The organism is Halomonas sp. McH1-25, from assembly GCF_022348165.1.
Lineage (GTDB): Bacteria > Pseudomonadota > Gammaproteobacteria > Pseudomonadales > Halomonadaceae > Modicisalibacter.
Genome location: NZ_JAKRFI010000015.1, coordinates 1 through 13,279, shown reverse-complemented (window position 1 = coordinate 13,279; position 13,279 = coordinate 1). Strand labels below are relative to the sequence as shown.

Annotated in this window: 11 protein-coding genes and 1 pseudogene; 2 read left to right on the top strand and 10 right to left on the bottom strand. The window is 45.8% G+C overall.

Translation table 11 applies throughout. The features are described from left to right. Positions 1-362, bottom strand: a pseudogene (locus MHM84_RS21135) (muconate cycloisomerase); the annotation flags it as partial. A 106-nt stretch (positions 363-468) separates the two neighbouring features. On the opposite strand from MHM84_RS21135, the gene MHM84_RS21130 reads away from it, so the two are divergent. After that, complete coding sequence (locus MHM84_RS21130) at positions 469-1,368, top strand: LysR family transcriptional regulator (protein WP_239269013.1); 900 nt, start codon at positions 469-471, stop codon at positions 1,366-1,368. Positions 1,369-2,455: 1,087 nt separating this feature from the next. Here the strand turns inward: MHM84_RS21130 and MHM84_RS21125 are convergent. Then, the gene (locus tag MHM84_RS21125) at positions 2,456-3,376 is read right to left on the bottom strand and encodes a 2-dehydropantoate 2-reductase (RefSeq protein ID WP_239269011.1); all 921 of its coding nucleotides are present in this window, start codon (positions 3,374-3,376) and stop codon (positions 2,456-2,458) included. A gap of 770 nt (positions 3,377-4,146) precedes the next feature. Here MHM84_RS21125 and MHM84_RS21120 point away from each other — a divergent pair. After that, positions 4,147-4,614: a MarR family transcriptional regulator gene (locus tag MHM84_RS21120; RefSeq protein ID WP_239269009.1), complete on the top strand. Its 468-nt coding sequence runs from the start codon at positions 4,147-4,149 to the stop codon at positions 4,612-4,614. Positions 4,615-4,620: 6 nt separating this feature from the next. Here MHM84_RS21120 and MHM84_RS21115 read toward each other — a convergent pair whose 3' ends face one another. The 8 genes from MHM84_RS21115 to MHM84_RS21080 all read right to left on the bottom strand — a co-directional run bounded on the left by MHM84_RS21115 (position 4,621) and on the right by MHM84_RS21080 (position 12,833). Next, the gene (locus MHM84_RS21115) at positions 4,621-5,415 is read right to left on the bottom strand and encodes a helix-turn-helix domain-containing protein (protein ID WP_239269007.1); all 795 of its coding nucleotides are present in this window, start codon (positions 5,413-5,415) and stop codon (positions 4,621-4,623) included. Between the two features lie 73 nt (positions 5,416-5,488). Beyond that, the gene (locus tag MHM84_RS21110) at positions 5,489-6,670 is read right to left on the bottom strand and encodes a DcaP family trimeric outer membrane transporter (protein ID WP_239269005.1); all 1,182 of its coding nucleotides are present in this window, start codon (positions 6,668-6,670) and stop codon (positions 5,489-5,491) included. A 41-nt stretch (positions 6,671-6,711) separates the two neighbouring features. Then, positions 6,712-7,737 carry a TRAP transporter substrate-binding protein gene (locus tag MHM84_RS21105; protein ID WP_239269003.1) on the bottom strand — a complete coding sequence of 342 codons (1,026 nt, stop codon included), beginning with the start codon at positions 7,735-7,737 and terminating at the stop codon, positions 6,712-6,714. A 23-nt stretch (positions 7,738-7,760) separates the two neighbouring features. Next, on the bottom strand, positions 7,761-9,098 hold the full coding sequence (locus MHM84_RS21100; RefSeq protein WP_239269001.1) for a TRAP transporter large permease subunit: 1,338 nt from the start codon (positions 9,096-9,098) through the stop codon (positions 7,761-7,763). 4 nt (positions 9,099-9,102) lie between these two features. Next, entirely contained in the window at positions 9,103-9,639 is a 537-nt protein-coding gene (locus MHM84_RS21095; RefSeq protein WP_239268999.1) for a TRAP transporter small permease subunit, read from the bottom strand. Between the two features lie 322 nt (positions 9,640-9,961). Next, positions 9,962-11,251 carry a TRAP transporter large permease subunit gene (locus tag MHM84_RS21090; RefSeq protein ID WP_239268997.1) on the bottom strand — a complete coding sequence of 430 codons (1,290 nt, stop codon included), beginning with the start codon at positions 11,249-11,251 and terminating at the stop codon, positions 9,962-9,964. Next, a complete protein-coding gene (locus tag MHM84_RS21085; RefSeq protein ID WP_239268995.1) occupies positions 11,248-11,724 on the bottom strand; it encodes a TRAP transporter small permease in 477 nt (158 codons plus the stop codon). Before MHM84_RS21085 ends, MHM84_RS21090 begins: the two co-directional genes overlap by 4 nt. A gap of 77 nt (positions 11,725-11,801) precedes the next feature. Then, complete coding sequence (locus MHM84_RS21080; RefSeq protein WP_239268993.1) at positions 11,802-12,833, bottom strand: TRAP transporter substrate-binding protein; 1,032 nt, start codon at positions 12,831-12,833, stop codon at positions 11,802-11,804. Positions 12,834-13,279: the final 446 nt, after the last annotated feature.

Here is a 13,279-nt window from a genome sequence, read left to right as displayed (position 1 = left end):
AGCCCCAGGCGCTTGCCCTGGGCATCGAGCAGCGCAGTTTCCAGCGCCGACTTGGCGATGGCGTTGCCGCGCACATGGCGATTCATGCGTGTCCGCAGCAGATTGATATTGGCCGACGGCTGGCCGACGAGCAGCGGTGTCAGGTAGGTATCGATGTTGCGCTTGATGCTTTCCGGGCTCTCCGGGCCGTAGCTCAGCCCACCGATGGTGGTGCCCTCGCCCAGCCCCTCGATGCCATCGGAGTGGCGCATGCGCACGATGACCAATGTCTGGCAGGCCATGGTGGTCATCGACAGCTTGTGCGGCCGGATGGTCGGCAAGTCGACCAGATGGGTTTCGATGGTATCGATCACGGCGGACATGCGTGGCTCCCAAGTTTGCGCCCTGTAAGGGATTGAGAACAGTTTGATTGCGTGTCGGAGCCGAAACCAATATCGTTTGGGTGCTTTGCCATACTCTGGAGGTATTATGGAGCTACGTCACCTACGCTATTTTTGTGTCGTTGCCGACGAGCTGAACTTGACTCGTGCAGCGCATCGCCTCCACATGGCCCAACCTCCTTTATCCAGGCAGATCAAACAGTTGGAAGAGGAGATCGGTGCTATCCTATTCGTACGAAGCCGACAAGGGCTGGCCCTGACCACGGCGGGCCAATTCTTCTATGAACACGCGCTTCAGATACTCGAAAAGGTAGACACCACTATTGCCGCCACCCGGCGCATCGATCGCAGTAACCTGTTGATGTTTGGGATAGGTTTCGTGCCTTCAGTGTTTTATGGCCAGCTACCACAACTCATACGAGGATTGCGACAAAAGAATAATGTCGAGCTGTCACTGGTCGAGCTGACCACAGTGCAGCAGATCCAGGCGCTCAAGGCCGGGCGAATCGACATCGGCTTCGGCCGCTTACAGATCGACGACACGGACGTGGAACAGGAGATTCTGTTCGAGGAACCTATCATTGCCGCACTGCCAGCCGGACATCCCTTAGAAAATACCCAGCCGACCCTGATCGAATTGGCCAAGTATCCACTGATCCTGTTTCCGTCCGCGCCTAGGCCGAGTCTTGCCGATGTCATACTGGGCATGTTCAGGCGACGCGGACTCAAAGTGAACGTGATTCAGGAAGCTAACGAGCTACAGACGGCACTCGGCCTGGTGGCCTCGGACCTGGGTATTACCCTAGTCCCCGAGCAGGTCAGCCGACTCAAACGTGATGGGATCGTCTATGTACCGCTAGCTGAAAAAAGCATTACTACTCCAATCATCTGTAGCCGGCGCAAAGAGCCTCCGTCAGCAATTATGCGTAGCGCTAATAAAATTTTAGAAATATTAGTAGAAAATCGTCGCAGCGGCCGGTACCCCTAGCGAATACCTTGTCAGTCTGACGCCTCGGCTATGTCGATGAAATTTTGAAGTGACGATGACTCGTCCCCGCGCTTCCAGGCGACCCATAGCGGCAAGTGGCGATCATCGAGTTCTTTTAGACACCAAGCGAATTCCCAGCATGGCATGCTAGCAGCGGAACGATGACGATGCCCAGGCCAGCAGCCAACATGCGGACAATAGCAATATTGTAGGCACCGTATTGCACCACGTGCGGATGGAAATTATAGCGCTAAAAGTACATCGTAACTTGATCGTAGTAACCCGGCGGAACATGACGAAAGCCTCAGGCGAACTCCTCCCTCACGAGCTCGTCGAGGCGCCGAGGTGCAGCTAGAGCCGGAAGCAAACGATACGAAGCTCATATAGGTGAAAATAACCAAGGGCAGTAGCACGGCGGTTAGTATCAGCTTCACCGAGGTGCTAATATTCTTGCTAAGGTCTAGCTTAGTGCTGACCTCATTGAACAGGGAGTATCTGGGCCGTCCTGCTCTCGAGAGCCAACATGAATTACAGCACTCCTTGGCAGCGCTGCTCATTAGCGAGCCTCCGATAGCGTCGGCCGGCCAAGGCGGCCTCGCTGCCGCCATATTAAGTTACATGTGGGTCAGGCATACGCTCATCGACGATTTCGCAAAGCGTGTCGGCAGCGTAGCATCCCGCCCCGTACTCTCCGCCGAGGTGTATAGAATAGCCAGCGTATCGGGTGTCGTCGCTGGGTTTTCGGCTGACCTTTTCATGGCTGGGAAGGATGAGGCGACTCGCTACTCCCTATGAAAGCCGAGTCGATATTCATTATGCCTTTGCGCTACTGGACTGCTCCCTGGTCCGTCTGAATAAGCTCGAAATCAGAATCTGAAAAGAATCCTTAAAGGTAACTTGTTAATGTCTGACTTCGAAAGAGACTGGACAACGCGATTAGCTTACTTCTTAACAGATCACTATGACGGTGCCCTTCGACACATATTCCAGCTGGTGCTGTAGGTCAGCCGGGCACTATGAACTCAATACAGAATGAGCTGCACAACCACGGAAAATTCCCGCCCCAGCCCCCTCCTTAATCTTCTGGCTACTTCATGTAGCCAGCTTCGACAAGCTTAACAAGAGAAAAAAGGGTTTCGTTTATAGGTGTTTGGATACCATTTTTACTTCCCCTTTCTATTATAGCCCCGTTGATAAAATCAATCTCGGTTATACGGCCCGACTTTAGATCCTGAAGCATTGAGGGATTATGTTGTGATTGATTATCAAAGGCGTGCTGAACAGCGTTAACTATTCTATCTTCCCGGGCATCCACGCCTTCTGATTTTGCAACTGACACGGCCTCATTAACAACTTTGATTGCTAGCTCACGACCATACTTCGAATTCCCAACTTGACCTACGTCTCGATGTGAAATAGCACATATTGCATTGAGAGCAGCGTTAAAAGCAACTTTTTCCCAAACACTTATCTTAGCTTGAGGACCAACAGCACAAGGGATACCAGAGCTTCGCAGAGCATTTGCAACCACACTTACTTCAGGACATTCTGTATCATTATAAGTCCATATTTCAACATGCCCTTCTCCATGACTCCGCACAGCCCCAGGCTTTACCAGATCAGCAGGTAGGTCTGTCATGCCTACGATAACACGACCAGGATTTATAATATTAGCTATGATCTCAGCGTTACCTAAACCATTTTGTAATGACAGGACCCATGTACTTGGCCCAACGAGGTGGCGTACAGAGTTAATAGCGGAATAAGTATGAACGCCCTTGGTAAAAATCATCAAGAGATCAAACACTCCTTGGAAATCAAGGGCACGGCCAATCGGTACTTTAACGTTAACATTAATGTCAGAGGCTTCGAGTGTAATGCCTTCTTTTCGTATGGTTTGGATAGTACTGTTTACAGCTTCTATAAAGACAACATTCAGTCCCGCCAGCACTAGGCGTACCCCGAATAGCCCCCCCATAGCCCCAGCTCCAACAATTGCAATCTTCATGTATTCCCCAGATAATAAAAGAGATGCTCTATAGTATAACACTGGTAACCAGGCTGAAACCACTTCTCGGTTGGCTGAAGATTAATTGAAAAGGAGCTGAAATCTATAACTGTCTTGTCCAAACCTAATAAGTAAAAAGTCACAACATCTCCATGGATCACAAAAAAATCATAGGCAAAGATAATGCACGCTAATGTAGTTCAAAAACGAAACAGAGCTAATAACACCTAAAAACAAACTTTTCGTTATTTGCAAATATTTTACTAAGAGTAAATTAGCAAAATACTGTTATTTATCCAGTGCAGTGAATTGTTTATGACAGGACTACCAAGGATTGGCTTATTGCCTCCCTAGACACCGTTAATACACTAGCCGTGGAATCAATAACATCTTGATTTTTTCAAAGTCAGAAGCGGATGCCTGATAGTAGGCCGAGGTGGCGGCTGACACAGGTGAAAGAGGCAGTAACCTAAGTTAACAACCCGTTGGGGCAGCTAGCCTAGGGCGCAGAACCACCCGAAAAATTTTGAATCGGCGTTTCGAGGGACATCGATAGCCAAGGCGTAAATGATGCTAAGTAACAACGCAGGCAAGGAAGGATTAGCAGCAGCCCCTCGGAAGCAGCGAGGATACCCATCATCCGCACCGGTTCCTTAGGAAGGCACAGTAAAGCTGGAGGAGTAGTGCTGAAGATCGACACCAGTCTAGCTTACCATTGTCGCAGCCGCGTGCTACGATTGGTAAATTACCTATGAACTAGAAGCAGCCTTATGAGTAAAGATACAGAGTTGATGTCTTTCTACCCTCTTTCTGAGGAGTTTAAATCTCAGGACTCACCTTTCTACTGGGTGGCGAGGCTAAATGCAAAATACAGCTCAGAAATGGATTCCTTGCTTAAACCTCGCGGACTGAGCTCAACAAAATGGCGTGTCTTAATGATTCTCAATGAGCAAGGAAGGCTCAGTATGTCAGATATCTCCATCCATTCGGTTGCTAAACTCTCTACAATTACAAAAATAGTCTATAAAATGAGAGAGGATGGCTTGGTTGACATCTCTGCTTCGTTGAAAGATGGTAGGGTTAGTGAGGTGGAACTGACACCCCAGGGGAGCAAAAAGTTGCAAGAAGCCAAAGAAGCAACTCACCGCTTGGTTGAGAGAGCTTACGCCAAACTTGAAATCAGCGAAATTACCCAACTGAACAGGTGCCTAAGTAAGATTTTCAATAATCTCAACTAGAAAGAATTAGTCACTAGCAATCGCGTTATTGCAGAGATGGTCATTAAGCACATCTACTTTGTCTTGAAGGATAGGCAAAATGGTTTCTTTTAGATTATCTAAATCAATAGCCAATGAATTTATATAAACTCCTATGGATCCTGAGACTCTCTCATAGGAGCCAAAGACAGGGACAGCAAGTGAGCACAAACCTACCTCATCTCCCATATTTAAACAGGAGTATCCGTTACGACTATCCTCCATTAGCATAACCTCTATCTCTTTGAGGCTGGCAACGTTACACTTGAAATTAGTAGATTCTGCCAAGCCTCTAAGAGCAATATCACGCTCTGATGCAGCCATATTAGCTAATATGGCATAACCTAAAGCAGTTTCTAATATTGGTAGATCAGATCCTGAGGTGAGATCAGCTGAAATGATTTTATTCGACTTCCTGGCACATACCGTGTGAATTAGATCCTGACCGCAAAACATACCATAGGCAGCCAGCTCTCTAGTATCCCTAGAGATTTCATTAACAATTTCTTTTATAATTCCATGATTAGAATTTGACTTTATGTAAGCATTCCCTATTTCTAATGCTTTATAGGAAAGCTCATACGAAGATCGGCGCTTCTTTAAATAACCTAAAGAGCACAAAGTTAGCAAGTACCGCCTAGCACTAGCACGGCTTAAACCTGCCAAGGATGAAACTTCGCTTAAAGTCTTAGGCTCTGGGCGCCTATTAAAAATTCTTAGGATATCAATCCCATTAGCAAAAGATGATACGAAACAATTTGGATCATGTTGTGAGTTTTTCATTTACTTTCTTTAGTAGTGAGAAAGACCCACCGCGAACGATGGGTAAAAGCTAGTTAAACAAATTCAAAGTTATTTAAAACTTATACCGAATCATACCTTGCACCCGGTAAGTATCGCCGCTACCACCAGTTACCTGTTCAGTCTTGTGGTGGGCAGCTTCTATACCATAAGCTACGCGCTCGATTGGCGACCAGATATAGTTGACGAAAACGCTATTATATTGCTCGTAGCCATAGGGAGTTGGCAGAACACGACCATCATCAACAACCCCGTCTAAGTCTGCTTTAACAATAGCATAGGAGATATTGAAAGCACCTGGACCAGCAGGCACTGTGACACCAAAGTCAGCGGCTGATGCCTCGATAGTTTCTATATCACCACTTTCGTCAACGTATCCTGCACCACCGGGGTTAAAAAAAGTATAACCACCGATGCCATCGCCATGTGTGATGACTCCACGCAGAACGATATCACGGCTAAACGTATAAGATGCCGCGGCATTTAAGCCCCATCCCCATCCGTACTCATCATTATCTTCGATGCTATTATAGTAGCCTAACTCACGTATCAATGCACCAAATTCGTAGCTTAATGGGCCTTGCGAATTTTTATAGCGCATGGTTAATGCAGGGAGCCGGCTCTGATTTTCAATCTCATAATAATTGTTGTATTCATCCAGCTCACTAGGATCGCTTCCAGCTATGTCAGCACTGAACGTGTCGGGATCTTCAAGAGCAACAGAAAAATTGCCAGTAGTATAACGTAACTGCGCTAAGCGGCCGGCATTAGGGCGCCCAACCGGACCAGTAAAATCTATTGTCGGAGTAAGCCCTACCACGCCGGAAAAATTTGTCCAGGTCTGACCAGCAAGGATCCCGTTCCACACGCCATATGCGTGCCTCAAACGGAAACTACCACCTCCATTGCCGTTAAAATCCCCTTCTATCACTGTCTTGAACGGGCCGTGCTTAGTAGGGGTAACTGTACTAATTCCTAAGCGGCTTGTATAAGCGCCTAAATCAGTGTGACCCTCAGAGCCATCAACATCATCAGGTCTTATTTGAAGTGGCACAAAACCACTTGCAGCCATTTCAGGACCAGAATTATAAGCAACATCTAGCTGCGCAAAACCATACAGGTTGATTTTGGTATTGTCTACATTTATTTCATAAGCCTGAGAAGCGGTACAAAGACCCAAAACTGAAACTGGAGCAAGCGCAAAAATCAGAATTCTCTTATTGAAAACATTAAGCATAATTTAACCTTATTATTTATGAATTGATATACAACTGCCACTCAATCGACTTTGGTAAGATCTTTATATATTCTGTACCCCTCGCTAAATTCACTGTAGGATTTTAATATCTGCGAGAATTCTTTGTTCTCGCTAGCTTTAACTCTCAAAACCTTAGAAGTAGCATCCTGAAGAGCTGCGACTACACTATCGGGAAATCTTTCTACTGTTACGCCCTCGCTTCGGTACTGGTCAAGCTGATTAGCCTGCGTTGCCATCTGCTGAGCGTACATTCGAATGCTAAGATCGCTGCAAGAGGCCTCAATAGCAGCACGCTGTGGTGATGTAAGCCCTTTCCAAACATCAGCATTTACGATTAGTTCGTTAAAGCTCCCTGGCTGATGCCAGCCAGGAAAATAATAATGACTAGCTACATCTTGAAATCCTACACTTTTATCAATGGTGGGGAAGCTAACCTCGACAGCATCAATCCGACCAGTATCTAAGCCAAGGAAAGCTTCGCCGACTGGAATAGAGGCAGGGGAGATACCAAGCTCACTCGCGATCTGGCCCCCCAGGCCACTGATGCGCATACTCTTACCTTTCAAATCCTCCGCGGTCTTGATTTCCTCTCGGAACCAACCGCCGGCCTCAGACACCATCGTCCCACAGGGAACAGGAACAACATTATGAGGCTTATAAAGCTCTCTCCATAATTCCAGCCCACCACCTCCGTAAAGCCAAGCCATATATTCTGGCACGTCCGGTCCAAAAGGAATGCTCTGGAACAGAGCTGCTGCAGGCATCTTACCTGCCCAATAGCTGGAAGCGGCCCAGCCAGCATCAAGGCTACCATTCCCTACATTTTCTAAAATATCATAAGGTGGAGAAAGAGCTCCCGCATCGTAAGGTTTAAACTCCACCCCACCTTCAGTAAGCGTATTTACCCTATCAGAAAAGTCATGTATCGATCTATCAATAACTTCTAAGCTAAATGGGAAAGCTGACTGTAGTATTAACGATTCTGCATTTGCAGCGGTAGCAAAAGTTACTAGGCCAATTGTACTTATAGCGCCTTTGATTTTCATTCCTTTACTCCTAGCCTGTTTATTTATATAGCAAGTAGATTTGGAAACATCATCACGAGAACAACGACAATAATTTGTATTATTATAAATGGAACCACACCACGGTAGATGTGAGGTGTTGATATTGCCTCACCGACAGCGCCTTTCAGGTAGAACAAGGAGACGCCAAAGGGAGGAGTGAGAAAAGAAGACTGTAGGTTAATCGCAACTAGAATAGCAAACCACGCCATTAGCTGTGTTCCAGATAGATCATTGCCCAAGTCGAGTTGCATAACAATAGGTGAAAGCAGTGGCATTAATATCAAGGAGATCTCAAGCCAGTCAAGGAAGAAACCAAGAAAAAATACAAGTAGCATCATTAAAATAAGGGCTCCCCAGTCGCTCCCTCCCATCATGTCAACTAAGCCATGAATCATCTGGTCCCCACCTACTCCTTTAAACGTAAGCGAAAAGCAGGTGGCCGTTATAACCAAAAACATAATCATCGAGCTAGCTACCGCTGTATCCCGGCTAGCACTAAGCATATCCTTGAGACGCAGTTTCTTAGTAAGAATAGCAAAACTAAGAACTGCAAGAACGCCTAAACCACTAGCCTCTGTCGGCGTGGCAACCCCCAGTATAATGGTACCTAGCACACTAGGAATTAATAACATGAAAGGTGCTAATGATAGTAAGCTTTGAAAAAAGCCACGTTCTAAATGCTCGGCCTCTTGAATACCCCTAGCGGATGGATAAGAGGTATTGTTAACCTGCCTATTTATTTCAGAAGAAAACATAACGTAGATAGCATATATAATAACTATCATTGCACTTGGAACCAGCGCTGCCTTAAACAAGGTCCCTACAGAAACTGAAACCAAATTAGACATCACGATAAGCATAACTGATGGAGGCATAAGGATAGATAAGGTCCCTGATGCCGAAATCAGACCAGCCGTTAGAGAAGGAGAGTATCCATTCTCTAGCATCTTGGGTAATGCTATGACAGAAAGTAGTATTACTGACGCTCCTACTACTCCAGTTGTTGCTGCCAAGAGGCTTCCTAATAACAACACAGTCAGTGCAAGGTGGCTAGGGATGTGCCGAAACAAATATTCTGTAACTTTGAATGAATCTCTTGCAAGCCCTGTTCTTTCCAAAAGCAGCCCCATCAAAACAAACATAGGAATTGCAATAAAAAGCCAACCATCTATAGCATTACTATATATACGGCTAATCATCATATCAAAAAAAGCTAAAGGCAGATCTGAAATTAATAAAAATATTGAAGAAACTCCGCCCATGACTAAAGCAACCGGATATCCGGAAAGAATGCCGAGGAGTAGGGTTACTACCATGGCCAAAGGAAGTATGATATCCATAAGCTCACCTCTTCCTAACAATAGATAAAAGGCTATTTATTGTGATGTATATGCAGACCAAACTCATCAAAATAAGCCCCAAGGGAATCATAGCTTTAACCACATATATGTCTTCAAGTCCACCGTCCCTAGAAGACTCATCCACTGCAAAAGAACTTAGCGCAAAATCAATTGAAGACGGAATAAGAAAAAAAAGGAAGGGCACCGCAAATACTATATTTCCAATTATATTTACGATATGCTTATTCTTTTCGCTATAATTTCTATAGATAAAATCTACTCGGACCTGCTGATCATTAAGCCAAGTGAAAGGGACAGCCGCCAGAATAGCAAAGGAAAACAACAGCATCTGAATTCCTAATAACGTATTAAAGGAAACATTTTTTCCAATTAAAAAGTAAGCATGATCAAAACTAACAGCGACTTTTGAGCCTAGCAGACTCATAAAAACTCCAAACCCTATAGCAAATGCTATTAGCAGAATCGCGATCCCAGCAGCCTGCATAACACAGAGCGATATCTTATCTACAACTCTTTGCATCACATTCACCTATTATTTTTATCGTCCGCATGGTCACCGTACAACAGTCACATGGACTGAACCAATACCTTTTCCACCTCCACCTATACCTATACCTATACAATCATAACTCTTCCAAAAAATATTACAGGTTATAAACTCAAATTGGCTACAGAATTTTATAGCGCATGTAAATTCTGCGCTTATCCTAGCAATCATACAAATACATTAATGACCAGCCAGTAAAAGATATAGCTGTTGTGCTACTGTAAATGCCCTGCCATCCTTACCTAGCAAATCAGAACGTGCCAGCATATGCGGCAGGGCTAGAATATAACTTAGACTACAGTACGAAAAGAATTATCTCTGGCACAAAAAGAAGCAGAAAAATGCAGGCAAGGTACGGAAGCATAAAATACCCTACCCCTTTGAAAATGTCCCCTATACTTAACTCCACGTCTAGGCTTTTCACGATAAAAGCGTTTACGCCTACAGGTGGCGTAATCGCCCCCATACTAGTCACGATACACACCATTACACCAAACCATACTAGATCATAACCTAATGCATCAGCTACCGGAAAGAAAATAGGTATTGAAATAATTAGGAAACCCATAGCATCCATGAGGGCACCACCAATAACATAAATTAGTAGCACACAGCCCATTATGACTACCGCGGGTAAGGGTAATGTAGCCGCCCATTCACCCACGAGATAAGGGAGACGCGTAACAGTCAGGAATCGACCAAATATGACCGCCCCCGTTATTAACATTAAAATCATCGCTGATGACCGCAGCGAGCTAGCTATCGAATCCTTCAGCACAACTAACGTGAACTTGCCCTGTGTGGCTACAATTGCCATTGCGCCTACACAACCTACGGCTGCGGCTTCGGTTGACGTAAACCACCCAGTGAACAACCCACCCAGCACTAGCATAAAGAGTAGTACAACCTCTATGACACCCTTAAGCGAGGATATGCGCTTGCGCCATGAGCAGCGTTCTCCTGCCGGTGCCATCTCAGGGTTTCTGTAACAAAGAAGGGAGATCATGACAATAAACAGAGAAACCAGAATCAATCCTGGTATAATGCTAGCAATAAATAAATCACGTACTGGCAACTGTGCCTGCAGTGCGATTACGATCAAGACTGAACTAGGTGGAATTATAACTCCTAGAGTCCCACCTGTCGCTACACTTCCAGAGCTCAGAGACTTATTGTATCCGAACTTCTTCATCTCCGGAAGTGCTATTGTACCTACAGTAGCTGCAGTTGCAGTATTGGATCCGCTCACTGCGGCAAAACCAGCACAGCTCAGAATCGTAGTTGTTGCCATTGACCCTCGCCAATGCCCGATCCAGGCGTAAGCTGAGGCAAATATTTTCCGGGTAATGCCAGATCGAAACAGCAGCTCCCCCATGAAAATGAAAAGTGGAATTATGCTTAATGAGTATGAAGACAGCTGGCCCCATATGCCTGAACTAATGATATTGTTCGCTGCTGCGGGGCTGGTTATATGCATCATGCCGAAATAGCCGACAACAAACATGGCAAAGCTAATCGGCATTCTAAACAGAACTAGAGCAAATAGCGTCAATATACCCACAATCGCTACTAGAGTAAAGCTCATATAGCAAACGCCTTTTTGATATCTGTTACCAAGTCAACCAGCAGTACCAGGCAGAAGGCTGTAAACCCAAGTGCAACCAGGTAAACCACGGGGAAATAAGCAACACGTAGTGTTTGTGATAGAGATTCGCGCGTCATTGCAGCATAGCCATATTCCCAAAGCCTCCAAGCTACCAGAGTAAAGAAAAGTAGGCTGACTACGGTTAGTAGTACCTGGATCACTTCTTGGGCCTTTTCTGGGAATGCTCCGACAAGAAGATCTAACTCGACATGGGCTTTTGTCTGTTGTGAATAGGCCAAAGATAGCGCGACTATGACGGCAGTCAACCAACCTACTATTTCTGTAACCCCTCCAAAAGAAGATGCCACTTGACGAAGTACGATATTAGTAGTCACAACCACTACTATCAACAATAGGGATAAACCTGCGATCCCCAAAAGCAATTTATTGACCATGTGAGTAATTTTTTCCATGCTCCCCCCTAGTACATAAGCGGCTTTTAAGCATCAGGCCGAGGAGCTGCAAATTGCCCAGCCCCTCGGTATTTTACTTATTGTTGATGCTTCTCAATTAGCTCAAGCATACGCTTATGTAGCTCCTCAGCAGGCAAGCCCATTTCTTCGACTCCCTCGAGCCGCTTTTTATTGATGGGTTTTAGCCGCTCGCTCCAGCGCTTAGCTTCTTCATCGGACAAAGAGACAATTTCTACCCCTTCCTCCTTCTGGGCCCATTCAAGTGATTTGGTAATATGGCTGTCAAGATAGCTACCCGCGAAATGCGCCATTTCTGCGCCTAGTTCATTAATAATTTTCTTAACATCCTCAGGCAACGACTCCCAGCTTTGCTGATTCATCAACGCAACAAAGACGGTATTGGTCAGCGGATACTCTGTGACATATTTTACGTCCCGGGCATATTGGAGATCTTTAAGCGCTTCCCGAGAGCTTACATAACCATCAACAACACCGGACTGCAATGCCTCTCCTGTTTCGCCCTGCGAAAGCCCTACCGGGACACCGCCCAAAGCCTCGATAACTTCTGTTGCATCTCCCGGGACGCGTATCTCTAGCCCTTCTAAGTCCTCTAAACTGTCAACGTGTGTTTTCGTATGTAGATACCCGGGCTCTGACGTGAAAGCTGTAATCACCTTAAACCCATCCAATCCCATCTGTTCTGCTGGATATTCTTGAATTAAGTCATAGACTACTTGGCTAGCCACCGCCGAGTTCACATCAATCCCTGTCAATCCACCCGCTAAATTTAATAGCGGAAATCTTCCCGGCTCATATGATGTAACTGATAAGCCAATATCGGCCACACCGTTTCTGACTCCATCGAACATATTGTCTGCGGTGAGTAGCGCCCCGCCTGGGAAGGCATTGACAGATACTTGACCATCGGTTCGCTTATGCAGCTCGTCAGCCCATTTCTGCATTTGTACGGCGGGAAAGGTCTGTGCTGGTGCAAAAAAAGCATAGCTTAGCGTTGTTTCAGCAGCCAAGCTTGGCAAGCTAGTAGTCACCAATGTTGCCGAAGCCAAGATTCGCAATGTTCTTTTCATCGCAGAGAATTTGCCTAACATATCTACATCCTTCGCTTTGTTGGCGTTGTATGTGAAGATCAAGAACTATATTTATCACATGAAAAATCATCTATCCAGCTATTTACTTACTTAGGCTTCTTTTAGCTTTTGCTAAGCAGCTTCCAATCACTGATTAATAACAATGATTGTTATTTCCACCAGCCTTCCTTGGCTTCGATCATTTCGGAGCCAAGGGCTGTAAAGCGGTATATCCCTAATAACCGCGATCCGCTTAGCCCTATACTTTAGCATTACTCGCTAACTGACTATCTTGCTCCTCACTTTCCAAGGCCCGAGGACGCTTATGACGCACCTGCAATTCGGGCGCATCGGTTCGGGCCAGTTCGACATCAAACACCACTTCGGTGAACGGACCCTCCAGCTCACGCCTGGTAATCTCAGCCGGGTCCTCGATGCGCTTACCCTCGACCACAAGTTCCTCGCGG